The sequence below is a fragment of the Okeanomitos corallinicola TIOX110 genome (assembly GCF_038050375.1).
GTDB classification, from domain to species: Bacteria; Cyanobacteriota; Cyanobacteriia; order Cyanobacteriales; family Nostocaceae; genus Okeanomitos; species Okeanomitos corallinicola.
In genome coordinates, this window is the sequence record NZ_CP150886.1 from 655291 (window position 1) to 680849 (window position 25559).

The following is a 25559-nucleotide window of genomic DNA, read 5'->3' on the forward strand; positions in this document are numbered from 1 at the left end:
ATGAATGGATTTAAACCCTTTTATGATTCTGAGTAAAAATTTACTAAGCTGTTAAGTAGGACTTGGTGAATAAATGTGAAAACATTACAGGGAAAGGGTTTGAGCCGTTTTCAGGTAAAAAAAGTGCAAGCTTTTACGAGGTGGAAACTTAAAAACCTTGCATTTAATTCCTAGTCCAAGGAAAAATCGTTCCTATCTAACTCTTGAAACTGTCACCTGCCTCCACGAAAGGACTTTTATGGCTACGCCACGCTCCGCGAACAGCAAACCCTAAGTAGTCGTGCAAAATAAATTTTATATTTGGGAGAGGGAACAGGGAACTCTTAACAGGGAACAGGTAAGGTTTACAGAGATTTTTGTTTGTTCCAAAAATGTTAAATTAATTTTGCCGAGGTACTTATATTACCTAAATATAAAAAAAATGTCCGCAAGGGCGGACATAGATCAGGGCTTCTGTCACTTTTATTGGCTACAATCATGTATGGAACATGATGCTTTTATTGTTGATGATAAAACCCGAAAATTCAATAGTTTAACAGCATCTGATTAGACATAATTACTGTAATTATGTCAACTTATTTAGCAAATCTTCTGCATCCTGACTTCTGAATTATTGCAAACTTTTTAAAATTACGAATTATACTGCCTTGGTGTATAAACCCTGATATCTTGTGCATCAGTTTCTATTTTCCGAGTTTGAGAAGAACCAACAATAATTAATGTTCGCATATCTGCTTCTACAGGTTCTAAATCTTCCAGATTCATTACTTTTACTGCTTGTCCTGGTCTACCAATATTCCAACCTAATATCACTGGAGTATCTGGTTTTCTATGTTGTAATAAAATATTTTTAGCTTCTGTTAATTGCCAATTTCTATATTTAGAAACTGGATTATAAAATGCAATCACAAAATCACCTTGAGCAGCTTTTTCAATCCGTTGAGCGATAATTTCCCAAGGTTTTAAAATGTCAGAAAGGGAAATTACACAAAAGTCATGTCCTAATGGTGCGCCAATAGCTGCGGCAGTAGCTTGCATGGCGGAAATACCTGGTGCTACTTGAATATCAATAGTCTGCCATTCTGGACAATTATATTTATCTATGACTTCAAAAACTGCGGTGGCCATGGCATAAATTCCCGGATCACCAGAAGAGACTACCACCACATATTTGCCCTCTGCTGCTAAGTCTAAGGCCATTTTTGCCCTTGCTTCTTCTTCTCTATTATCAGATTCGTGAATGTTTTTACCATCAGCTAAACTACCAATTAAATTAATATAGGTTTTATATCCAACTAAATCGGTAGCATGATTGAGAATTTCTGTAACTTCTGGTGATATCCACTTTTTTGCCCCAGGCCCAGTCCCAATAATGGCTAATTTTCCTTGGGGTTGTCCGATGGTTTCAGGATCAATAATTTCGGGAGTAATACTAACAGTAATTTGGGAAGATGGAGAACATAAAGATATACTATTGGCATCTGTACCAGAAGAGACCACAGCTTCATGAAAACTAAATCCTTTGGTTGTAAATTCTGTTAGTTGACTGGCTGTAAAAAACCGTGTAGGGACTTGAAAAATATTAGCAATGTTTGCAATTATGGGGTTAGTAGCTAAGTAGATGGGTGCAAGAATTACAGCTACTGAATGAGGGGAAATTTGTATATTTTCTAGTAGTTCGTGAAGGTGTCTGACTGTTTCTGAGTTGGGAGAAGTAATGGCGATCGCAATATTAGCAGGATGATAAACTAAACAATTAGCTTGAAAAGCTACCTCTTTTTCTGTGACTTTAATTGTTAACTCACCATCGTCATCTATAGGTAAATTACTCTCACTTAACCAAGGTGCTGTTCCTGCTAATTTAACTTTTGCTCCTGCTAATAAATCAGCAATAAATTTTTTTGCATCATCTGGGTTAGCTAAATAATATCCAGTGGGAGGAGATAATAAAGCTGTGCGAAAACGTAAATCTCCTGTGGTGGTAATTGCAGCTTGGATCTGGAAAACTTCTGCAATTTGTCGTCCCAAATCATTTACCCCATTTAACCCACCCAATAAAGGTACAACTGCGCTACCATCTTCAGCTACTGCTAACACTGGGGGTTCTTGTCTTTTATCTGTGATTAAAGGTGCTAAAGTTCTAATTAAAATACCCGCTGCACAAATACCAATGATTGGTTTTCCCGCTGCGAATAACTCCCGTAGGGTATCACCAAAATTAGTAAAGCTAACATCAACCCCATTAGTACGACTAGCTAAACCGTATAACTTTGCTCCTGGTAAAATATTGACAATTTGCTTTGCTACCGTAATACTATTTTGACTCAGTATGACTACGGTAGGTTCAACCCTGGTTTTCATTATTATTTAGTATTGATTGTATTAAAATTAACTTATTTATTTTTAGTTGATAGTTCTTCCTTATCAAGATTTATCGTACCAGATTTTCAAATCGAAATCAATAGTCTATCTATACTATTGTGCCAATCAGCAATAAAATTTTGAACTTCTGATATTACAACCACGGGGAATTTTCCCCTACCTACATATCCAATTTCTGATTAGAGTCTTTGTATCGTCGGGATGACAATCATAGAAAAATAAGGTACTTCTTCGGGTTTGACTTCATCTAAGGGTAAAATTCTTTGTTCTGTAGTGGTTGCCCTTTCAATATATCTTGCCCGTGATTGTAATCCTAGTTGATGCAAGACATCACGGACTTTGGCAAAATGACGGCCTAATTTCATAATGGCTGCTGCATCTGTGGCTAATAATTGAGAAATAAGCATTTCTGTGGGCAAAGTGGCAGGTAACACCGTCAGAATATCGTTGTAGTAGGTGAAGGGTACACCCAAGGATACTGGACAGGCCATCAAAGAAGAAATGCCAGGGACAACTTCTGTTTGATATTGATGAGATAACCGAGTAAAAATGTACATGAAAGAACCGTAAAAAAACGGATCACCTTCACAGAGAACTACCACATCTCGACCCGCTGCTAAATGTTCATTAATGGGTTCTATTTCTTGGTCATAAACAGATTTAGCTTTTTCTGGTTCTAAAGCACGGGGGAGATGGTAGGAAACCTCGACTTGATTACCGGGTAAATATGAAGACACTATTTTGCGAGCGATACTTTCCCGGTCTGTGGCTGACTGATAAGCGATGACAGAGGCCGAACGTAATAAGCGCAATGCTTTTAATGTCAACAGTTCTGGATCTCCAGGGCCGACACCGATACCATACAAACGGCCTTTTGAGTTCATATTTCTTCCTCGGTGGCTATGGCGTTCACAGCAGCGGAGGCGATCGCACTACCACCCCGTCGTCCATGTAAAGTTAAAAATGGTACGCCACGACTATTTTCTGCTAATGCCACTTTGGACTCAACTGCCCCTACAAAACCGACAGGAAAGCCTAAAATAGCGGCTGGACGTGGTACTCCCTCATCTAGCATTTCTAATAATCTAAACAAGGCTGTGGGTGCATTACCAATAGCCACAACTGCCCCTTCTAAATGGAAACGCCATAATTCTAAGGCTGAAGCTGAACGGGTATTTAATAACCTTTTTGCTATTGTCGGCACTTCGGGATCATTCAAAGTACAGATCACAGCATTATTGGTAGGTAGTCTTTTTCTAGTCACACCCTGTGCAACCATATAACTGTCACACAAAACGGGTGCGCCAGCCTCTAAAGCTTTTCTGGCTGACTCCACCACATCATTGGAATATTCTAATTCTTGGACTATGTCCGGCATTCCACAAGCATGGACTAGACGTACAGCTACTTGAGATATGTCTTCTGGGAAGTTTTCTAAGTTAGCTTCTGAGCGAATAATGGAGAAAGATTTTCTGTATATTTCGTTGCCATCACGTATATAATCATACATAGTCTTGGTTTTGGGATTAAAAAATTAAATGGATCTAAATAGATTGGACAGTAAACAATTGTTTGAGTTCAGGTATATCATAACGGTTGGCAAATTCTCTAAATGATTCTTGAGAATTAACTCGTTTAGTTTGATATACTCTCAACATTCTGGCTAAAAGTTGGGGCAATTTTGCCAAAGGTACGTGGTCATAAATTTGACGACCGAATTGCTGTAAATTATCGTTACCAAGGTAAACTTCATAACCTTCTAATGTTTCATTTTCCACCTCGATGTTGACACCTAGCAATGTAATATCACCTGGATGACGTTGAGCGCAAGATTTAGCACACCCACTAAAATGAATATTAATGTGAGAATCTAAAAATAAATGAGATTCTAAATATTCTCCTAATGTTAAAGCATGACTTTTTGTATCAGTTGCAGCAGCAGCACAACCACGCTTTCCTGAACAAGAGACAAGTCCACTTTTGATGTTAATTGCTGAATAACTGAGTCCTAAAAGATGAATTTCTTTCTTTACCTCAGCAATTTGGGATTCAGAAATATCAGTAATCAGTAGATTTTGCCATGGTGTAAGTCTGATAGTACCATTACCATATTTTTGGGACAAGTTAGCTAAACCTCGAATTTGCCAACTTTGCAATCGTCCCAAAGGCAAGACTACACCAATATAAACTAATCCTGATTGTTTTTGGCGATGAATACCAAGATGATAAAATTTTGGGTTTTTATTTCTTTCATAACTTCGTAAAGTTGCATTTTGATGTTGATAAATCAAGTCTTGATTGTGTAACTTTGTGAATAATTCCCAGTGGTGTTCATGCAAATAATTTTGAACCTGCTGTAGATAATTTTCCCAACCTAAATTGCTGATAACTTCTCGTAAACGTGGTTTACGAAGAAGAGTACAGTCTGTATGTCGTAGATATACTTCTGCTAAAGCTGCTAAAACAGGAATACACGCTTCTGGTTTTAAGTAAAGTCCGATATTTTTAAATTTTTCCGGAGATTCAATCCCACAAATATACAAAATAAAGTATACTTTATTTAATCCCCATTCCCCTGTAGGAAAGAACTTATGTTCTTCCCTACACCCCTCTACAATTGAGGTTGCCACTAATGTAATATCATTTGGGCATTTGGCGACTGAAAGTTTACCACCACCATCAAAACAAACGCTGAATTTTGCTGATAGTTCTCCTAGATGGGAGTTAGCTGTTATGTATTCATCCCAAGCTTTAACTAGAGGACGAACATCTATTAATTCTTGTGTATCTATACCTGCTGTAGGACTAGCCATGATATTACGGATATGATCTACTTTGGGATTAATAGAACCCAAGCCTAATGTTTGTAGACCTTGAAGAATTTCTACACCTATATTTTGCTTGATTTCCCTAATTTGTAGGTTAGCCCGATTTGTGATATCTACATAGCCACCACCATAATTATCGGCTATATCTGCAATCAGATGTAACTGTTCAATGTTCAAAATTCCAGCGGGTATTCTCAGACGAGATAAAATCCCATCTTGGGCTGGTGTAGTGTAAAATAAGCCTGGACAGGCAGTAAATACGCTTAACAAAAATCGGACTCCTTCCCCGTGCGACGCAGAGACAGAAATGAATAAATATATTTTCTTAGAGTTGGCATTCTGACTAAGTTCAATTTAGGACTTTAGGCTTGGTTATCAACAATCTAAACATCTCAAATTGCTTTACAGCTGCGGCACAGTCCCGGAATTTAACCGGAGTTTCCCAACTCCAAGATTTAGAATTGTACCACAAGCGGAGAATTTTGAGCAGGAATATTGATGATTTTCACAAGGATTTTCTCGCCAGTTGATGACAATATCTAGAATAAAACGCAGATGCACGCAGATAAACGCAGATGAATTCGTATTTTATTTTATGAAATGGGATATTGATATCTTCCATCTATTACTAAGGGTATATTTATAAGTGACAATATCTAGCTTTTAGTTAGATGATTACAATCTTATTTTTATTTATAATGAGTTGTTAACATAAGAGGATTTTAATATGTTTCCAATTGAGAGTTAGATGCAAAATTATTATTTTGTTCGTAAAAGTATAGAATATTTGCAAATACTAAATTGGCAAAAATGGGAGGATTTAAGAATTAAAATATTCAGTTGTTTGGAGAAATAAGAATATTTGATTAATTGGTAGAATATCTGTTTTAATCATACTATGAAAGTAACGCCAGAAATTACTTATCGTCATGTAGAAAAATCTCCTGTGATTGATAATTTAGTCCATGAAAAAATTGCTAAATTAGAGCATTTTTGTGATTACATTAATAGCTGTCATATTACCATAGAGAAAATACATGATCGTCCCCGGAGTGGTTCTCCTTATCGAGTTAGAATTGATTTAACTGTTCCTCCTGGACATGAACTGGTAGCACAGAGAAATCCTGGGGAAAGTATTCAATATGAACCCCTGGATGCGGTAATTAGACAAACTTTTGATGCTATGCGACAGCAGTTAGCTAAACTGACTCAACTGCAACGTGCAAGTGAAAAAGTCGGTAGATATGAAGAAGTCCCAGAAAATATAGGTTTTGTGACTAAGTTATTTCGAGAAAATGGCTATGGTTTTTTAAAAACTTTAGATGGGAGAGAGATGTATTTCCACAGAAATAGCGTTTTACATCATGAATTTGACCGATTAGAAATTGGAACTGGTGTACATTTCTCTCCAGAAGAAGGTAAAGAAGGACCTCAAGCAAGCACTGTAAAAATAGTTGATAAACCTGGTGTCTGTGCTGGTAAAGCATCAACAACAATTATTGAACCCCCTTTAGATTGGTAGGAGTTAAGTCAATGAATAAACATGATGATGATCTAAAAAAAATTGCCTCTCAATTATTAGCAGCTATGTTATCTAACCCTCATATTTATAGCCAAGTTAGTGATGAGGGAGGTTATGGGAATATGGAACAGAAATTAGTGATTGCATCTGTAGAAATTGCTGAAAATTTTATTAATCATTTTGCAGTTAATCATCGTCATAAAGAGATAGCAATTATGTCGAGTAAGTAGAATCAATAAACACTGAGGTCAAAAAAATATGTAGAGATGTTAAATACAACGTTTCTACATATAAAAAGCAACTGATATTAATGTAATCAAGGAGATAGATTAAATATGTGAGAGTTCTAAAAAACTAATTGTTTGTGGGATGAAACTTGATAGACTTTCCCAATAATCTGCTTTATTGATATTAATTTTTAGTAAAGCAATATTGGGTTCATCTAATCCCTGATGAAACCAGGTTTGTAATATTGGTTGCCATTTTTCTGCTAATTTATTTCTATCTCTCACCAGTTCTGCTGTACCAGAAATAGAGATATATCGCTGTTTATCTGGTGCAGAAAAACTGACGTTTACTTGTTGACGGCGTTCGATTTCTAATACCTTATGGGAGTTAGCAAAGGTAAAAAACCAGAGTTTACCATCTGTGTCTATTTCATTAAAAATTGACATAGGCCGACTGTGTAAACTACCATCTTCATCAACTGTAGTTAACATAGTACAGTCAATATTTTGGATGATTTGACGCAAGTGCTGAATTTTTTGATGATAATCTTGTGAATTTGCCATTTAACTCTGTTCATTAAGTGATATCTTCAATTTATATTAGTTTCATTTTTATAGTTAAAACATGAGTCTAGAGGTGTAATTTTTATTTAATGTTAACTAAATAAACTCAGATAATTTATGTATTACTAAAGAAATATTTTTAAATATCAAATTAAATATCAAAGGTTTTAGCTTTAATATTGGTTGACAATTAATTTATGGTTCTTTAGGTTGATTTAAATTAATAAAAGTTTGATGATAATTGAATATCATATACATAAAATTGATAAAAATAATTAAGTGGAGATTTAATGATGGATTATACATTTGATAAATTAGCTGAAGGTTTAACGGCAATAGTTTTATCTCCTGTGATTTTACCTATTGCTTCAGCTATAAAACAACCTATGGTTCAAAATACTATTAAAGATGGTGTTATTTTATCTGAAAATGTAAAATATGCTGTTCTAGAAATAGGTGAGATATGGGAAAAATTAATAACAGAAGTTAGAAAAGATAAATCGGACAGTTTTTCATACATAGATTATCCAAATGATAAAATTAATGGTAAATCAGCAGTTGCTAGGGAGTTGATAAATATTATCTCTGATTTGAATAATGATGTGGGGGTAATGACAAATGGTGTTATTGATATCAAGGTGATATTCCCGCTGATAATTGCTGGATTTGCACTGGAACAATTATTGAAAAAAGGTCTACAATTAGAAGAAATTCCTTGGTATATATTAGCTTGGTTTGCTTTTGATATTTTTACTCGACTGAATTTTGAGGATGAATCTCAATTAAATGATTTATCAATTAATGCTGTTTCTATTGAATTTCAGGAGCAATACAGTAATAGGGAGCGGGAAAATTGATATGAAAAAATCACAACAGGAGATAGTTGGATTATCAAAATTTTACTATTTGGGTTTATCAGTATAAAATAAGGTTTTATGTCTGAAAACCCAAGCTTTTCATTAATTCAGTTAAGGAAACTCCATGTAAATGTGCTAAATCTGCTAGATATTCAAAACGATGAGCTTGGAGTTTATCTATTTGTTCGCTTAATCGCAATAACTCTCTGTACTCTTCATCTGTCATTTTTTCTTCTGTCTTCGTGATTAATCTGTTGTAGTAGTTATGATTGTCACAATCAGTATTATAATTTTTGTGTAAAAACTCCTCTGCTTCATTTTTCAGTAATTGAGCAGATTTTTTCTGGGTATGTAAAATGATGATTTTAGAAACAAACTCTTCCAATTCTGATTTGTTTAACTGCTCAACAGCTTTGAGTAATTCTTGTGAGGATAATTGAATTTCCAGTTTCACTGTTGACATTGTTAATTTCTCGCCAGCTAGTTGTTTAAGTTTTACTATAATATAAAGTGATTAAGCTCAGTATATATGGCAACAAAATTATATGCAAGAGGTTTAGAAAATGAAGATATTTAATAATGTTAAGTAAGTTTTAAGCAAATTTAATTTTTGATAAAAAATGTTAAATTCAGATACCCAACTTTTTCCATAAGTTAGGTATCTGGAGAATTTTGCTGTTAACAGAAAGTTATTAAACCCAATTTAAAAAACACTACCGCAACTAAAAAATTTGTCTGAATGAAATTAACCAAACCACCTAGAAGGTTGACAACCCGGTTGAACTGTTTCACACAAATAATTACTAATCCATTCTGATTTTTCTTGGATAATTGAGGAAATACCTTGATTAATCAAATTTTGCAGATGTAATTTTTGTTCTAAAGGATTGCGGGATAATTTGTAGTTAAAAGAGTCTTCTTTTATTTGTTGTTTTAATGGTATTACATGGTCAGAAAATTCGTTAGAAAAGCCGGGGAGACGATTGATAACGAAGGATATTAACTCTTGACGTAAATCAGGAATTGCAAAAACTTGTTGATAAGGTTGATATGGATATGTATCTAAAACGCTGTCAATTTCTCCAACAATATATTCTTGGGTTAACTTAACTATGGTTTTCATGGTTTTTTATCTCCTTATTTCATACAGTTAGCCAGTTAATAATTTATGCAAGGAAGAATGTCGGGATTAAGATTTTTTTCTGATAGGTAATCAGAAGTATTTTTAATGTCAGACTTCTGACTACTAATATCAAATTTGAAATTAGCAAAATATTCAGATGTCTTTGTTATCTTTTGATATTGAGATACCTAAAAGTATAACCAAGAACTGATTAAATGAACCTGTGGAAATTTTCCGTAGTGATTGACGATTACTATTATTCCGATATTGACAGTAAAATGCCACAAAACTACACAAATCTATGTATAAACATGAAGGATCAATTTTTCAGGTAATTAACTAATGTTAACTAGGATTAAATTTGTCTTTGATAATCTTTACTTATTCACCTTTTTTTTTGGGAGCGTTGATGTTTTAGTTGTCTATGGTGTAACTGTTAGTAGAAAATTCCCTAACAAAGTCTAAAAAATCTCTGTCTGCTGAAAGTTGATTACCCATTTGACCGTCTATTTCTTGGGCTGCGGCTAATCCTGACAACATTGCCCCTTCTATTAAACTTCCCCCACACCAGTCACCGCTACAAACCAAAGGGAGGGGAGTTTGGGCAGGTAAACAAGCAACATCTAAAGGAGTGCGAGGAAAAGCATAACGCCAGCGATGTACTGTAGCCCATTCAGGATTTTCTAACCAAGATAAATCTAGATATGCTGCGGCTTTTTTTAACATATAATTGCCGACTGGCTGTAAGTCTTCTGTGTCTAAATGTTGTTGGGCAAAATTGGCACTACTTTGAACTACAAAATGAGGTTTTTCTAATTGGAGACGCTTACTACTATCTAATCCAATCCAACCTAAATCGGGATGATCATTAAAAGTCAAAGCTTGCCAATGAGGTAATGGTTGGGAGTTGTGAGGGAATCCTGCCATAACGCTGATACAGGGGTTAAATTCAACGGATTGGAGGTTTTTGAGAAATTCAGTACCTAAGAGGTTTTCACCTAAAGGTGTTAATAAATCTGCGGCTTGGGGGGCGGGGATGGCGATTAATAGGGCTTTGGCGTGAAATTGTTCATTATTTTCTAAAGTTAAACACCAGGAATTTTCTGAGGTGAGGTTAACTTTTACTACCCGGTTAGTGATGTGTAGATTTAATTTTTGAACTAGAAATTTAGCGATCGCACTCATTCCGTCTGGTGCAGTATAACAAGTTGCGGAACTTTGAACTATTAAACCTGTGGTTGATTGATGTTGGTAAACTGTATCTGTCCATAGTTGGATGATATGGCGATCGCGCAAAATCTCTATCAATTGATTAAATAATTCACCTTTGGGTTTAAGATAACAAGCACCATGATCCGCACAAGTACCATACAAACGCCGTGTTGCAACTCTTCCACCCACACCACGAGATTTTTCTAACACCAGCACCGAATAACCAGCTTGACGTAAACGTTGAGCGCAAACTAAACCAGATATACCCGCACCAATGACGATGACATCAGTTATATGAGAATTTGACATAATTCACACTTACACCTTGACAATAATTACTAAAACCTAATAGTAGAATAGGGAACAGACCATTTACACGAAAAGGAGGATGGGAAATTGGATGAACTCAGGACAGTATTAGAATTAGCAACTGAGGAAGAACTACAAGACCTAACTGCAATTTTGTTTAGTCGTAAGTTTAACCCCCTCGATTATGTTCACACACCTGAACCCATTGAAGTCCAAAGCCAAGGTCGTCAAGCTTGGTTAGATGCTCTAGAAGATCGGTTTCGTTTTTTGGCTGCTGATGGCATCACCGTATTACGTAGACGTACGGAAAAAGTTACTTACCGACAAGCATTAATTCAAGTATGTAAATATTTGAAAATTCCTTATACAGATGATTTAGAAACTGTTGATTTAGAAGCAGAGATATTTTTACATCTTTTAGGAAAAGTTTGGAAACAGCTACCAGAAGCAGAAAAACAAAAATTAACTGCTAAAATACAAGCCCATTTAATTCAATCGGATATTCAACAACCTTTACCTTTATCTTTACAAAAAGATCCTTTAGGATTAATTTTTAAAGGCGGTAGTGCTTTAGCCGTAACTTCTGTAATTCAACCTTACATTCTCCAACAAATTGCCCGTCAATTTGCCATTCATTTTGCTACCTATCAAGTAGCTAAAGAAGCTGCAAAAACAGGAACAAAGGTAGCTAGTAAACAATTTCAAAATTATGTTACAGCACAGATGGCACGCCGAGGAATGACTATGAGTGCAGCCCGTTATAGTGCTGTCAGGACAGTATTTACTGTTGTCGGTCCGATGATGTGGGCATGGTTTTTTGCGGATTTAGGTTGGCGAACAATTGCCACTAATTATGGTCGGATTATTCCTACAATTTTCACCCTGGCGCAAATTCGTCTTACTCGTACAGAATTTTGGGAGTTAGCTTAATTGAAAAAAGGTTTTTATCATCCAGATTCTAATTTAAAATTCCCTTGGAACAGTCTTCAATTTGGATTAATTGTTTTCCCCGTCAATCCATTCTTGGGGGCTGTGACAATTGCTTTAGCAGCCTTAATAACTTGGGGCAAAAAATACCGCACTATTAGCAAAAAACCTTTACATCAAGGATTTGCAATTTTAAGTTTATTACTGTTAATAACTACAGGATTTGCCAACCATAAATTAGAGGCATTTTTAGGTTTATTTAATCTATTACCTTATTTTATTGTCTTTACTGGATTAACTCCTTTAATTCAAACAACCACCCAATTACGGCAGATAGCTTGGATCATGGTATGTGGTTCTTTACCTGTGGTAATTTTTGGTTTTGGGCAATTATTTTTAGGTTGGGGTTTTAACATCCAATTTCTGTGGGTATTGATAGATTTACATCTTACCTCTGGAGGAGAACCACCAGGCCGCATGGCTTCTGTTCTCATGCACGCTAACACGTTAGCCGCTTACTTAGTCACTATTTTTATTTTAGGTTTAGGTTTATGGTTAGAAAATTATCAACTTATTAAACAACAAATTAAAGAAAAAACAACTGTTGATTACCGTCCTCTAATTTTCTTAACAATCACAGTAATTGCTAACTTTATCGCCTTAGTTTTAACTAACTCTAGAAATGCCTGGGTCATAGCTATTATTACCTGTTTAGCTTATGCCTTATATCAAGGTTGGCGATTAATTGTGGCGGGCTTTACGGGTGTAGTTGCTAGTATTTTATTAGCTGCCTTTGCACCATTAGAAATTGCTGATTTTTTCCGTCGTTTCGTTCCCTATTTCATCTGGGCGCGGTTAAATGATCAAATGTACCCCAATCGGCCAATCGCATTAATGCGAAAAACCCAATGGGAATTCGCTTGGAATTTAACCCAACAACACCCTTTCACCGGTTGGGGTTTACGAAGTTTTAGCGGACTTTATAAAGAGAAAATGCAAATAGATTTAGGTCATCCCCATAACCTATTTTTAATGCTGTCTGCGGAAACCGGGTTGATTACAACTTTGTTATTTTGTGGGTTATTAATGTGGATATTAATTACCGCTAGTCTAACCCTGTGGAAATCAAAATCTTTAGCACCAGAAAATAGACTAATCTTTTTTAGTTATCTGCTCGCTTTTATTGGTTGGATAATCTTTAATACTGTAGATGTGACAACTTTTGATTTACGTTTAAGTACCTTATTTTGGGTATTTTTAGGTGCTTTATGTGGTGTAATTCATAAATTACAGCATCTAAAAAATAAATGAGTTTTACCATTGAAGAATAGTATAAATACAACATATTTGATGCAAGTGAGGTACAAATAATAATCAAAAATATTTACAATCAAAGGTTTTTATGGCTGAACGCTGATAGCTGCGGTAACTCTTAAAAAGAGTGCTATGGAAGAATAATTCCATAACACCCTTGATTAATTGATTTCTAGATTTGGTTTTGTGTTAATACTAAGCTGTCTGTATAGAATTCAAGATATGAGTAAATGTATGTATGCCACTGATAGTATCCACAATAGTGCTGATACTTTAGGTTGGTTAGACTTTTCTATAGACATCGAGTGTAATTACTGTATCCATGTTTAGTACATATCTATACTATATAAGTTGCCGTCTAAGTGAAAATAAATCTAACTAATTTCAATGCTAAAGCATTCTCAATTATCTTTACTGGTTGCTTCTTTCTTAGGAATATCTACAATTGGTCTGGCTATATCCGAACCAGCATCTGCATCAGTTGTCTGTGAACCAGGTACAATCACTAAGTATCCTAATGGTTCTTTGGCAAGGTGTATATTGGGGTCAGATACAACTATTCAAGTTGCTAGTGCTTCGGGACGATCTGTTTTTCCTTGCAAAGCTGGTGAATCTATTAGCTTTAATAGCAAAGGACAGTTTAGCAGTTGTACACTTTACGAAGAAATTAAAATCAGGAAAGGTAATTCCACTCAAGTGTGTAAAGCTGATTCTTCTGTATCTTTGTGGATTGATAGCAGAGGTAATCAAGATATTAGTTGTTATTAGTAGTCATAATGATTCCTGATTTTGGCCAACAACGAGTATTTTTAACGTAAGCAGTCGGTAAAATGGGTATGTCTGTAATTCAATTAAATCCCCATTTAGATTAACTCATGCCGACAACAGCAAATTTTTTACAATATACCCAATGGTCAGGGATTGCTACCATAGCGTTTGCAGTCCTGGCCATTTTAGCTTTTATCCTTAAATGGGGTATCCGCTTTCGGCTTGTGGGTACAACAGGTTTTATGATTGTGTTGACAGCAGGGTTATTTTCCCTGTCTTTAGTACCTTTAAGTAGAACAGTGATTCCCGGTGCGGCAAAATATACGTTGGTTTTTGATAATGGTTCTAATCAAGCGGTGATTTCTACTGCATCGGATATTACCCCCACGGAATTAGAAGCGACTTTACGCCAAGCTGCTAGTAATCTATATTCTTATGGACGTTTAGGTGCAGCTGGAAATAACCAACTGACAATTCGCGCTAGGACTCTAATTCATCCAGAACCAGGGGTTTCCGTACCTGTTTATTTAGGTCAGGTAGAACGCACTCTCGTTAGTCGTGAAGATTCAGAAATGGATGTGAAAATTTACTTAGATAAGTTCGCGCAACTACCAGAGAGTAAGGCTTAAATTGGTGATGGGGAGAGGGGGAGAAATATTTTTATCTATTACCCATTACCCATTACCAAATTTTTTGTGACTTACAATACAAATAAGATTATTTTTATATTAAGATATTAGAACTTGAGAATTTTCACCATTAACAATAGCTTTCTATGAGTGTGGCAAAAGGAATCGTGTATCGTTAGTCTAATTTTATGAATAAATATCAAGTTTTGAGATAATAAGCTATTATGCCTAATCAATTTTCTAGTCAAACCTTGTCTACTGAAACTGCTAGTTCATTATTAACACTGAATGTATCTCCAGCTAGGGTGATCCGAGGTGCTGGTATACTTGGTTCTGCTGTAGTGGAAATTGCCAGTTTGGGAACTCGTCCCTTAATTGTAGCTGGCGATCGCACTCTCGGTATTTTTCAGGAAAGTTTACAACCCATTTTCCAATCAGAACATTTAGATGCTGCTACAAGTTCCTATGGTGCAGATTGCTGTGAAGCAACTTTAAAAGCTTTACGTAAGGCTGCAAAGGAACATAAAGCAGATGTGATTATTGGTATGGGTGGTGGTAAGGCTTTGGATACAGCTAAGTTAGTCGGCCATCAATTGAAATTACCTGTGGTGACTATTCCTACTTCTGCGGCTACCTGTGCAGCTTGGACGGCTTTATCTAATGTCTATTCTGAATCGGGGGCGTTTTTATATGATGTGGGTTTATCCCGCTGCCCTGATTTGCTGATTTTGGATTATGATTTGATCCAGACTGCACCACAGCGGACATTAGTAGCAGGTATTGGCGATGCGATCGCAAAATGGTATGAAGCATCGGTTAGTAGCGGACATTTACAAGATACTTTAATTATTGCCGCAGTTCAACAAGCGCGAGTTTTACGAGACATCCTCTTCCAAAAATCCGCCGCTGCTTTACAATCTCCCGGTAGTGAAGTGTGGCGAGAAGTCGTAGATGCTACTGTATTATTAGCAGGTGTCATCGGGGGTTTAGGTGGCGCACAATGTCGTACAGTGGCCGCCCATGCAGTACATAATGGTTTAACCCATATTTGTGGACATGATAGCATTCATGGTGAAAAAGTCGCCTACGGAATTTTAGTACAATTGCGATTAGAAGAAATGCTGCAAAGTAATCAACTTGCAGATGCAGCTAGACAGCAATTATTAAAGTTTTATGCAGAGATTGGATTGCCCCAAAAATTAGCAGATTTGGGATTAGGAAATATCACTTTAACTGAGTTGCAAACCGCCGCAGAAATTTCTTTATCACCAAATTCTGATATTCACAGATTACCTTTTCCAGTTGCTTTGGAACAGTTAATGGCGGCGATGATTTCTACCACTGCACCACATCAATTAAAAGTTAAAAATTAAAAATGGGCATGGGGCATGGGGCATGGGGCATTGGGCATTGGGCATTGGGAAATAAGGGAATAGGGAACAGGTAAAAGAAGGAAAAAGGCAAAAGCATTCACCAGTCACCAATCACCAATCACCAATCACCAATCACCAATCACCAATCAACTAATTCCGAGGTTTAAGAATGAGTTTAAGTTGGATTACTCCCGCAGAACGTGTACAGAAATTGCCTCCTTATGTTTTTGCTAGGTTGGATGAACTAAAGGCAAAAGCTAGAGAACAAGGATTAGATTTGATTGATTTGGGGATGGGAAACCCCGATGGGGCGACACCTCAACCAATCATTGATGCAGGGATAGCAGCTTTACAAAATCCTGCTAATCATGGTTATCCACCCTTTGAAGGAACTGCTAATTTTCGGAAAGCAATTACTAAATGGTACAATCGCCGTTATGGTGTGAAATTAGATCCTGATAGTGAAGCTTTGCCTTTGTTGGGTTCTAAGGAAGGTTTAGGACATTTAGCGATCGCCTATATTAATCCTGGTGATATTGTATTAGTACCATCGCCATCTTACCCCGTTCATTTTCGTGGTCCAATTATTGCCGGCGGAGTAATTCATAGTATTACTTTAAAGGAAGAAAATAACTGGTTAATTGATTTAAGTTCTATCCCTGAAGAAGTAGCAAGAAAAGCGAAAATTCTTTATTTCAATTATCCCAGTAATCCCACAGGTGCAACCGCCCCCCGTGAATTTTTTGAGGAAATTGTCGCTTTTGCTAGGAAGTATGAAATTCTCTTAGTGCATGATTTATGTTATGCAGAATTAGCTTTTGACGGTTATCAACCCACAAGTTTATTAGAAATTCCCGGTGCAAAAGATATTGGTGTTGAGTTTCACACCTTATCAAAAACTTATAACATGGCAGGTTGGCGAGTGGGTTTTGTCGTGGGAAATCGTCATGTTATCCAAGGTTTAAGAACCTTAAAAACCAACTTAGATTATGGCATTTTTTCCGCCTTACAAACAGCAGCAGAAACCGCTTTAGAATTACCTGATTCTTATTTACAAGAAGTGCAAACTCGTTACCGCACCCGTCGAGATTTCTTGATAGATGGTTTAGGAAAATTGGGTTGGAATGTTCCTAAAACCAAAGCAACCATGTATCTGTGGGTAAAATGTCCGGTGGGAATGGGTTCTACAGATTTCGCTTTAGATGTACTGCAAAAAACCGGGGTAGTTGTGACACCTGGAAATGCTTTTGGTGCTGGTGGTGAAGGATATGTGAGAATTAGTTTAATTGCAGATTGCGATCGCTTGGGTGAAGCTTTACAAAGGTTTAAACAAGCAGGAATTTCTTATCAACAAGAAGCGGTAGTTTCTGTGTAATTAACGTAGGGGTAGCGCCCCCGTGCCTACCCCTTTTTGATATTTAAACGCCCCGTGCCTACCCCTTATCCTATTTTTTAAATATCATCAGGATTAACACCCAAAGACCTTAAATACGCTGCTAACTTCTCCTTTTGTTGTCGTTCTTGTTGGGCAATTTCCTCCGCTTGTTGTTGTGCTAATTTTGCTTGTTGGGCGATTTCTTCAGCTTCTAAACGGGCTTGTTTTTCAACAATAGCTCTTTCATCACCAGTTAACAACAAATTCCCCCCATCATCCCACCAACGTACCCAAGGTACACCGTCATCTTCTATTAAACCTAATTCCACACCCAGAGGAGAAATTGGAAAATGTCCTCTTTCATTAGGTTGGATTTTTTGATAACTGCCATCTACTAAACGATAAACTTCTAGTAATGCTTTTCTAGCTTCAAAAATTGCATAAAAAGGAATACGAATTGCTTGTTCATAAACCCAAAATTTCCCAGCTTTTTCCGTTGCACTGGGAGGAGTTTTATCCCTTTCTTCTTCCCCATTTCCTGACACAAACTCAATAGCAATTAATGGTGCTACAAATTCTTTCCATAACACATAAGACCGACGATAATCTCCATTTAGTTTTGGTGGTACATTAGGGACATAAAACCAATCTGGAGCTTCTGCACCTTTTTCTGGTGGGTCTGTTAACCGCCAATAAATACCGCTATCCTGACCAATACAATAGTTACCATCAGGATGTATTTTTTGTAAAATTGGTTCAATGGAACTGGTTAAAACAATACTTTGGGGATGCTCCTGAAAATTTTGACCTACGGTACGCTTCGCTAACACAAAATTTCCGTCTGAATCAGGTAGTTGTGTATGATCTGGTAATGTAAATTTAGGTGTATGAATATCTTGATTTGTGGGAGTAGTGGGGTTTATCACTGCTTGAGTGCTTTCCATAATAACTCCAGAATATACATTGAATTAATTTTAACATAACAGTAGGAATTGATATTTGGTAAATGCAAATAATTTTAATTGTCAGAATCAGGATGTCCAGGATTTAATGATTTTCAGGATATGAGTTTAAATCACATCTTTCATATTTTCATAAATCACTTACCAAATATTTGCTTAATTGCAGATTGCATCGCTAAACGTCCATTTGCACTACGCCAAGGTGGAATTATGATTAGTGCTTTTATTGCTAACAATATTGCCCAGGCTTTATACCAAATTTTATCACGTAGCCAATAGGAATTAGCTATAGACATGATTAATATTCCTTTGGTTTCTACCGACTCTAATTCTGTCATTAATGACTTAGCCATATTCAGATAAAAAACTGATTTTTCCTGATTTTTTAAATATGAATAACATATAGATATATTCACAGCATTCATAGCTTGAAGTCTTTCAATACTAATTTTCTGTAATATCTTTAATGCTTGCTCAAAATAAAATAAAGCTTCTTGATATTGTTTTAATTGATAACAATAAATTATACCCAAGTTATTTAATATATTAGCTTCTTTCCATTTATTCCCAATCTCCCGTGTAGCTATCAAAGCTTCCTGAGAATATTTCAGAGCTTGATCAGATTGTTTGAGCATAAGATAGCACCTACCTATGTTTTCTAATATTGCACCCTGACGACGTTTATCATTATTTTCTTGACAAATAGCAAGTTGACGGAAAAGATATGTTAATGATTTATTGCACTGACCACGATTGAAATATATTATAGTTATATGATCAATAGCCAAACTTTCCAGTTCCTGGTTATTCAGTTGATCAGCTATTTCTAAAGCATCTTCTAAATAATGTAATCCTTTTTGTTGATGATGATATTTACCTTGGTTTAGTCCTGAAAAATAAAAGACATATCCTAAATTGTCTAAAGCATAACCTTCTTGTTCTCTATCCTCAATTTCATTAGCGATATCTAATTGTTGCTGAAAATAAGCAATCGCTCCATCAAAATTTTGTTTAATATATTTAATATTTCCCAAACCATCCATAGCACGCGCTTCTGCTTGGCGATTATTTATTAAACGAGCAAAATTAAGTAATTTTTGATAGTAAATTAGAGACTGATTATAATCACTCAGATTATAAAAAGCCCTACCTAATCCATATAAACAAATGATATCTTGATCAGAATTGACCTTTCCTAAAAGTTGTTGATATAATTCAATTTGTTCTCGATAATATCCCCAAATTCGTAATTGTTCATGTAATGGTATAGATACAGGAGAAAATGATAAAACCTGTCCAGCTTTTTGCCATTCTGTAACCTCACATAAATGATGGAAAACTTGCAAATAGCGATTTATTTTTTGTAAATTGTTCGCACTCTCTGGTGGTTTATCTTCCAAAGTGAGGAAATATTCAATAGCAGTATATTTATCAAGTTGATTTAAAGAAACATTCTCCCAATCAATTTCTAAAGATTGATATAATTCTTGACTTTTACTCAGAACAGATATAATCATAATTCGATGATGAAAATAAACTATGGAAATAATGTTTGACGATGTTCTAAAGCTACACTACGAATTAAATTATGCAATCCTAAAACACGGTGATTTTCATGATTAATAGATATTTCTACTAAAAACCTCGCAAATAAATCATCTAACACTTCTTGTTGTTTTTCCTTACTATAAACCTGATTTTTCAATCGTTGAATATAGCGATTTAGTTGTAATAACCAAGCACTATCTTGGACAGGACACCGATATGTAGCTGCTACACACATCAGTAAATAAGCATCGTAATTTTGATTTTTCAATCTCTGGAAAACAGCATTTACTCTGTGTTTATAAACATCCGAGCGAACTTTTCTGGTCAATTTATGTAACTTCCAATCATCATCTACACCTTCTGATTTTATTCCTGATTCTGCTGCTAATAAATGTTGTTCTACTAACTCAATTTCATCACCGACATTTTGCCAAAAAGCACAAGTATTACTACCAAAAGACTCGACAATTTCACCGCTAACAACACGTAAAGTTAAAGGATGTCCTTTATATATTTTACCAATTCTGATTAAAATTTGCCTATCTTCTGAATCCAAACTAACATCTAAACCAGCTTTGTAAAATAAATCAATTTGTTCATCTGCTAATAAACCATCTAAAATTTGCCGATGATAGGAATTAGGATAACGAGAAGCTAAGGTTTCAATTTTACTGGGTAAATCTTGGGAAGTAACAATTAATCTACTTGCAGAAGATTCTATAGTTAAGAAACTCTCAAAAAACCTAGCCCACCATTCATCTGCAAAATCTCCCCAAGCATCCTCACTTGCTGTTAATAATGCTTCTAAAGAATCAATTAAAATTAAAATCCTTTCTTCCCGGAGATAATTAATAAGTTGTTTAAGGATATTTTCTGTTTGGTTATCTGTAGTTAAAAGTCCTAATTCTTCTAACCATCTTACCGCAACATTGACAAAATTTTTAGGACTATCATCACTATCAAAATTTACTCTTAAAATCTTATTAAATCTACATTGAATATCATTAGCAATACATTCAGATAAAGCCGTTTTACCAATTCCTGTAATTCCCAATAATAATAATAACCGACAATTTCCTTGTACTTTTTTTGTTAAACAACTCACCAGATTTTTTCGGCCTACCCAACCATGATCATAAACAGGCCAATTTGTAATTTTTTCTGGTACAAGTTCAAAGATATTATCCCAATTTTCCCGCCAATTAGGAATATCTAACACATCACAGTAAGTTTCAGCAGTAGCTCTAATTACACCATCACCATCATGAAACTTAGTAAAGGTTTGACGATGTTGATTTTTTTCAGATGCAAAACTACTAATTGATTCAAAGTTTTTTAATGCTTCTCTAACTAACTCATGTCCTACTGTGGTTAACCGATACAGTTTTTGTTTATTTCTCGCCATATCACACACTAGATTGCACTGAGTGAATAATACCCGATTCGTCAACCAGTATACAATTCAACGAACAAACAACGCACAATTAAATAGTGACTTGGGTACATAGTAAATTTTATGCTCTGGACAAGACAACTGAGTATCGTAAGTATTCAGCTAACAGTAATCAGCTTTTTCAGGGTCAAATCAAAAATCAATGATTGATTATTTATTGATTTATCAAATATTCTGACTGCTGACTTTTGACTCCTGAATTCTTACTAAGTCTCTTATATTTCATGTTTGCATTATTTACAAAATCGAGGTAATTACAGATGAAAAATCTAGTCAAACTCGCAACAGTAACTCTTTCTTTACTCACAATTATAGGAGTCACTAAAGAAGCGCAAGCATCAGTTTTACACAATGGTTGGAATTACTCAATTGACTCTTTTAATGATTCTACATATCGAACTTCTCCTGGTAGTGCTACCCGTGTGGGTGGTGGAACATTTGAAATTCATGCTATAGGCATGAAAGATGATATAGAAAATAATAGAATCACCTTTGCAATTAATGCCAATTTACCTCAAGATGGTGCTGTAGTTCCTGTTGCTAATGGATATAGTCATATTGGTTGGGGTGACTTGTTTATTCAAACTGCTTCTGGATTATTAGGAGTTAATTTTACCAATGCTAATGATTCTGCTGCTAGTTTAGGTGTATGGAGAGTTTCTGGAACAGCAAGTGTAGCTGCTGCTAATGATGGTTGGGATAGTAATGCTGAGTATACTAATCATGTAATTAGTAGAGGTGGAAATCCAACTTTAGGAGATTTAGCTCAACATCAATCACCTTTTGGAAATACAACTCATAGTGTAATTTCATCTGGACAACGAATTGGTGATGTTCTTGCTGGTGATTTAAGTGGTTTAGATTTTGGACGTTTTGGTGCGTTTGGTTCTCAAACTTTTGGATTTAGTCTTGATCGTTCTTTAATACCTTCAGGAGATGTTGTAGCTTGGTTAATTCAAGAGTGTTTTAATGATGGCATAGCAATGGTAGCAAATGTTTCTGAACCACCTCAACCTACTCCTGAACCTTCTACTTTAATAGGAATGATTGCTTTAGCTGCAATGGGTATATTTTCTACTAGAAATAAAATAAAGAGTAAGAAAGTTCTAGTAGATGCTTAATTAACGGACTTCATTTTTTGAATTTTTTAATTTTTGGCGATCGCATCTCTAGCCATTTTTACTTTGCGATCGCTTTTCTTGAACATTCAAATTAAACAAAATTGTAAAAATAAATTTATATTACTATAATTACTAATCTTATGTATAAATACCAAGATTTTACAATTCGTAACCTACAACCAAGTGATTACCAAATAATCCTAAATATAATTCAAACTATTAGATTAGAATATGGTGTAATTCTTCCTGAAGAATATGATCAAGATATGCAAACTTACACAGCAGTAGAAAAATATTATCTAGAAACAGGTGGATTATTTTGGGTAGTAGAAAAAGAAAATAAAATTTTAGGTACTGCCGCATTTTATCCATATAAAGCAGTAGAAACAGGCGCGGAAATTAAAAAAATCTACCTATTACCGGAAGCAAGAGGTAAAGGTTTAGGAAAATTATTATTACATCAATTAGAACTAGAAATTGCAAATAGAAAATATTCAAGTATTTGGATTAAAACTATTAGTCTTTTTCAAGAAGCTACTTCACTATATGAAAATAGTGGATACATTAAATTTCTAGATATAGAAACACCTAAAAATGGATATATTTACTATAAAAACATCTCTAATCAAAATCCTGAAAACTGCATATTTACCCCCAAACCCATAAATCAAAAAATCCTGTAAATCCTCATATAAACATAATTAATCTGCGTTTATCTGCGTTTATCTGCGTTCCCCATCCTGTAAATCCTCAACTCCCAGATATCCTGACACTAACAAAAAGCTATAATACAGTCTGAGCAACTCTGCTGTATCATAATGACTACTTCTACAACCACACCCCCACACTTAATTATCGCCGGCTTTCATGCCCTTTCTGACCCCATTAGAATTAGAGTCATAGAATTACTGCGTCAGCGTGAACTTTGCGTCTGCGATTTATGCGACGCTTTAGAAATAAGTCAATCAAAACTATCTTTTCATCTCAAAAACTTGAAAGAAGCAAATCTCGTTAATGCCCGTCAAGAAGGACGTTGGATCTATTATAGTTTGAATTTACACCAATTTCAGGCTTTAGAAGAGTATTTAACTGATATTCACAGTAATTCTGTATTTTATCCCTCTCGTTCTTGTTGTCAGTGATGGATTAAAACCCTTATTTACGCCGTACTGTACCAGAAGCTTTCTTCCTCGCAAAATAATCTTCAAAAATTTCTAAAATCATCGGTGCAGCCACACTACCACCACCACCACCAGAATGTTCACCAAAAGCCACCACTAAAATTTCTGGTTTATCAGCTGGTGCATAAGCACCAAACCAAGCATGATTTTGTTTTGCTCTCCCCTTCCATGCTTCCGCTGTTCCAGTTTTACCGGCTACTGGAGGAAGATTTGGTTTATTCAGAGCTTGAGCAGTACCCTCAGTAATTACTTTCCGTAAACCGTCACGGAGAATTTTTACAGTTACAGGCTTCATATTCAAAGACTCACGCCATTTTTTAGCATCTCCATCATCTTTTAACAAATGGGGTTGCACACGATAACCACCATTAGCCGGCACAGCAAACATCACAGCGACTTGTAAAGGAGAAGTTTGTAAAGCACCTTGACCAATAGACATATTGACAGTATCACCCACAGTCCAAGGCATTTTCCAAGCTTTTCGCTTCCATGTATCATCAGGAACTAAACCCTTAGCCTCTTCCGTAGCAAAATCAAAACCTGTTTTTTCCCCAAAACCATATCTACGAGTCCAATCAATCAAAGTTGGACCACCTATACCCTTAGCAATTTGATAAAAGAAAGTATCACTACTCCACTGCATCGCCCCCACAAACCCCAACGGACCGAAGCCAGCATGATTCCACTCTCCAAATCTTGTCCCACCGATGTTTAAATAACCATAGGTTTGCAAAACTGTATTTGGTGAAAATTTCCCAGATTCTAAAGCAGCAGTTGTAGTCACAATCTTAAATGTACTGGCTGGAGGAAACACACTTAAAGCGCGATTCACCAAAGGATGTTCAGCATTTTGTAAACTTTCCCAATCTTTTTGAGAGAGTTTTGGTTTAGAGAAAATATTGGGGTCAAAGGTGGGATGAGATACCATTGCTAACACTTCCCCATTATTGGGATTGAGTGCTACAATCGCCCCATTCCGTCTACCTATGGCTTTTTCTGCTACTTTTTGGATTTCTAAATCTATAGTTAAGTGTAAATCATTCCCCGCTTGAGCTTGTTTTTCTCCTAAAACTCTTAGGGGTCTACCAGCGCCATCCACTTCTACCTGCTGACCACCCCATTCACCTCTGAGAGTTTTTTCATAGGCTTTTTCTACACCCATGTGACCAATTACATCTCCCAAACGGTAGCCTTGAGACCGCTTTTCTTTTAACTGTTCTGCTGTCAGTTCACGGGTGTAACCAATAATATGCGCTGTTATTTTACCTTGAGGATAATAGCGCATAGCTTCTGTATTTATTTCTACCCCTGCTAATTCGGTTTCATATTCTTTTAAAGCCGTTACTTGAGCATCATTCAAGTTACGTGCAATACGAACTAGAGAGGCAGAATTTACACCTGCGTCTATGAGTTTCTGCTCTATTTCCGCTTGCGGAATCTCCAGAATTTGAGAAAGCAGTGGGCCAACTACTAACCATGAAGGTTGAGTATGTGCCATTGGCCACAAATAAACAGATCGGGGATAACGAGTAGTAGCTAATAGTTTGCCATTACGGTCAAAAATGTTTCCCCGTTCCGGTTGCTTGGTAATCATCCGAATCCGGTTAGATTCTGCCCGTTCTTTATGTTTTGGCCCTTCCATAATCTGTAAATAAGCCAAACGAGCGCCTATCCCAGATGTCATCAGTAAGGTGAATAAAATTAAAAATAATGGTTGAGAACCACGGCCGACCGTACGGGTATTTTTTTGAATACTGAGTAGTGATGGTAATATAGCCATAAGAAAATACATGACACTAATATTCTCTGTAAACAATGCTTTACAGCTGTAATCCGGTATGGAAACCAGAACAATGGTCTGTTTAGAAAACCTATCTGATTTTT

Annotated in this window: 24 protein-coding genes and 1 riboswitch; of the genes, 12 read left to right on the forward strand and 12 right to left on the reverse strand. The window is 35.8% G+C overall.

Annotation, left to right across the window (positions count from 1 at the left end; genetic code table 11):
• Positions 1-630: 630 nt before the first annotated feature.
• The 4 genes from cobJ to cobG all read right to left on the reverse strand — a co-directional run bounded on the left by cobJ (position 631) and on the right by cobG (position 5480).
• The gene (gene cobJ, locus WJM97_RS02730; protein ID WP_353931519.1) at positions 631-2361 is read right to left on the reverse strand and encodes a precorrin-3B C(17)-methyltransferase; all 1731 of its coding nucleotides are present in this window, start codon (positions 2359-2361) and stop codon (positions 631-633) included.
• A 200-nt stretch (positions 2362-2561) separates the two neighbouring features.
• Positions 2562-3266: a precorrin-2 C(20)-methyltransferase gene (locus WJM97_RS02735; RefSeq protein WP_353931520.1), complete on the reverse strand. Its 705-nt coding sequence runs from the start codon at positions 3264-3266 to the stop codon at positions 2562-2564.
• Complete coding sequence (locus WJM97_RS02740; RefSeq protein WP_353931521.1) at positions 3263-3892, reverse strand: precorrin-8X methylmutase; 630 nt, start codon at positions 3890-3892, stop codon at positions 3263-3265. Before WJM97_RS02740 ends, WJM97_RS02735 begins: the two co-directional genes overlap by 4 nt.
• Before the next feature lie 34 nt (positions 3893-3926).
• Positions 3927-5480 (reverse strand): precorrin-3B synthase, encoded by a 1554-nt coding sequence (cobG, locus tag WJM97_RS02745; protein WP_353931522.1) that lies wholly within the window; start codon positions 5478-5480, stop codon positions 3927-3929.
• Positions 5481-5521: 41 nt separating this feature from the next.
• Positions 5522-5696: riboswitch (cobalamin riboswitch) on the reverse strand.
• A 412-nt stretch (positions 5697-6108) separates the two neighbouring features.
• Between cobG and WJM97_RS02750 the strand changes: the two genes are divergently transcribed.
• Complete coding sequence (locus WJM97_RS02750; protein WP_353931523.1) at positions 6109-6732, forward strand: HPF/RaiA family ribosome-associated protein; 624 nt, start codon at positions 6109-6111, stop codon at positions 6730-6732.
• A gap of 11 nt (positions 6733-6743) precedes the next feature.
• Complete coding sequence (locus WJM97_RS02755; RefSeq protein WP_353931524.1) at positions 6744-6962, forward strand: hypothetical protein; 219 nt, start codon at positions 6744-6746, stop codon at positions 6960-6962.
• Positions 6963-7061: 99 nt separating this feature from the next.
• Here the strand turns inward: WJM97_RS02755 and WJM97_RS02760 are convergent, their stop codons facing one another.
• A complete protein-coding gene (locus WJM97_RS02760; RefSeq protein WP_353931525.1) occupies positions 7062-7523 on the reverse strand; it encodes a pyridoxamine 5'-phosphate oxidase family protein in 462 nt (153 codons plus the stop codon).
• Positions 7524-7813: 290 nt separating this feature from the next.
• Between WJM97_RS02760 and WJM97_RS02765 the strand changes: the two genes are divergently transcribed.
• Positions 7814-8380, forward strand: coding sequence for a DUF5132 domain-containing protein (locus WJM97_RS02765; RefSeq protein ID WP_353931526.1), 567 nt, complete (start codon positions 7814-7816; stop codon positions 8378-8380).
• A gap of 76 nt (positions 8381-8456) precedes the next feature.
• Here the strand turns inward: WJM97_RS02765 and WJM97_RS02770 are convergent, their stop codons facing one another.
• From WJM97_RS02770 to WJM97_RS02780, 3 genes are all read right to left on the reverse strand, one after another.
• The gene (locus WJM97_RS02770; RefSeq protein ID WP_353931527.1) at positions 8457-8843 is read right to left on the reverse strand and encodes an STAS/SEC14 domain-containing protein; all 387 of its coding nucleotides are present in this window, start codon (positions 8841-8843) and stop codon (positions 8457-8459) included.
• Between the two features lie 282 nt (positions 8844-9125).
• On the reverse strand, positions 9126-9503 hold the full coding sequence (locus WJM97_RS02775) for a hypothetical protein (RefSeq protein ID WP_353931528.1): 378 nt from the start codon (positions 9501-9503) through the stop codon (positions 9126-9128).
• A 414-nt stretch (positions 9504-9917) separates the two neighbouring features.
• Positions 9918-11009 carry an FAD-dependent oxidoreductase gene (locus WJM97_RS02780; protein ID WP_353933091.1) on the reverse strand — a complete coding sequence of 364 codons (1092 nt, stop codon included), beginning with the start codon at positions 11007-11009 and terminating at the stop codon, positions 9918-9920.
• Positions 11010-11111: 102 nt separating this feature from the next.
• On the opposite strand from WJM97_RS02780, the gene WJM97_RS02785 reads away from it, so the two are divergent.
• The 6 genes from WJM97_RS02785 to WJM97_RS02810 all read left to right on the forward strand — a co-directional run bounded on the left by WJM97_RS02785 (position 11112) and on the right by WJM97_RS02810 (position 17410).
• Positions 11112-11954: a YaaW family protein gene (locus tag WJM97_RS02785; RefSeq protein ID WP_353931529.1), complete on the forward strand. Its 843-nt coding sequence runs from the start codon at positions 11112-11114 to the stop codon at positions 11952-11954.
• Positions 11955-13262 (forward strand): O-antigen ligase family protein, encoded by a 1308-nt coding sequence (locus WJM97_RS02790; protein WP_353931530.1) that lies wholly within the window; start codon positions 11955-11957, stop codon positions 13260-13262.
• 390 nt (positions 13263-13652) lie between these two features.
• Positions 13653-14033: a hypothetical protein gene (locus WJM97_RS02795; protein WP_353931531.1), complete on the forward strand. Its 381-nt coding sequence runs from the start codon at positions 13653-13655 to the stop codon at positions 14031-14033.
• 107 nt (positions 14034-14140) lie between these two features.
• Positions 14141-14662 carry a Ycf51 family protein gene (locus WJM97_RS02800; RefSeq protein ID WP_353931532.1) on the forward strand — a complete coding sequence of 174 codons (522 nt, stop codon included), beginning with the start codon at positions 14141-14143 and terminating at the stop codon, positions 14660-14662.
• Between the two features lie 224 nt (positions 14663-14886).
• The gene (locus tag WJM97_RS02805; protein WP_353931533.1) at positions 14887-16035 is read left to right on the forward strand and encodes an iron-containing alcohol dehydrogenase family protein; all 1149 of its coding nucleotides are present in this window, start codon (positions 14887-14889) and stop codon (positions 16033-16035) included.
• Between the two features lie 169 nt (positions 16036-16204).
• Complete coding sequence (locus tag WJM97_RS02810; RefSeq protein WP_353931534.1) at positions 16205-17410, forward strand: aspartate aminotransferase; 1206 nt, start codon at positions 16205-16207, stop codon at positions 17408-17410.
• Between the two features lie 77 nt (positions 17411-17487).
• Here the strand turns inward: WJM97_RS02810 and WJM97_RS02815 are convergent, their stop codons facing one another.
• From WJM97_RS02815 to WJM97_RS02825, 3 genes are all read right to left on the reverse strand, one after another.
• Entirely contained in the window at positions 17488-18354 is an 867-nt protein-coding gene (locus WJM97_RS02815; RefSeq protein ID WP_353931535.1) for a Uma2 family endonuclease, read from the reverse strand.
• 155 nt (positions 18355-18509) lie between these two features.
• Positions 18510-19889, reverse strand: coding sequence for a tetratricopeptide repeat protein (locus WJM97_RS02820; protein ID WP_353931536.1), 1380 nt, complete (start codon positions 19887-19889; stop codon positions 18510-18512).
• A 20-nt stretch (positions 19890-19909) separates the two neighbouring features.
• A complete protein-coding gene (locus WJM97_RS02825; RefSeq protein ID WP_353931537.1) occupies positions 19910-21325 on the reverse strand; it encodes an ATP-binding protein in 1416 nt (471 codons plus the stop codon).
• A gap of 308 nt (positions 21326-21633) precedes the next feature.
• Here WJM97_RS02825 and WJM97_RS02830 point away from each other — a divergent pair, with 308 nt between their 5' ends.
• The 3 genes from WJM97_RS02830 to WJM97_RS02840 all read left to right on the forward strand — a co-directional run bounded on the left by WJM97_RS02830 (position 21634) and on the right by WJM97_RS02840 (position 23636).
• Positions 21634-22494 carry an XDD3 family exosortase-dependent surface protein gene (locus tag WJM97_RS02830; protein WP_353931538.1) on the forward strand — a complete coding sequence of 287 codons (861 nt, stop codon included), beginning with the start codon at positions 21634-21636 and terminating at the stop codon, positions 22492-22494.
• Positions 22495-22634: 140 nt separating this feature from the next.
• Positions 22635-23177 (forward strand): GNAT family N-acetyltransferase, encoded by a 543-nt coding sequence (locus tag WJM97_RS02835; protein ID WP_353931539.1) that lies wholly within the window; start codon positions 22635-22637, stop codon positions 23175-23177.
• Positions 23178-23312: 135 nt separating this feature from the next.
• Positions 23313-23636 (forward strand): metalloregulator ArsR/SmtB family transcription factor, encoded by a 324-nt coding sequence (locus tag WJM97_RS02840; protein ID WP_353931540.1) that lies wholly within the window; start codon positions 23313-23315, stop codon positions 23634-23636.
• Between the two features lie 13 nt (positions 23637-23649).
• On the opposite strand, the gene mrdA is transcribed toward WJM97_RS02840, so the two are convergent.
• Positions 23650-25455, reverse strand: coding sequence for a penicillin-binding protein 2 (mrdA, locus tag WJM97_RS02845; RefSeq protein WP_353931541.1), 1806 nt, complete (start codon positions 25453-25455; stop codon positions 23650-23652).
• Positions 25456-25559: the final 104 nt, after the last annotated feature.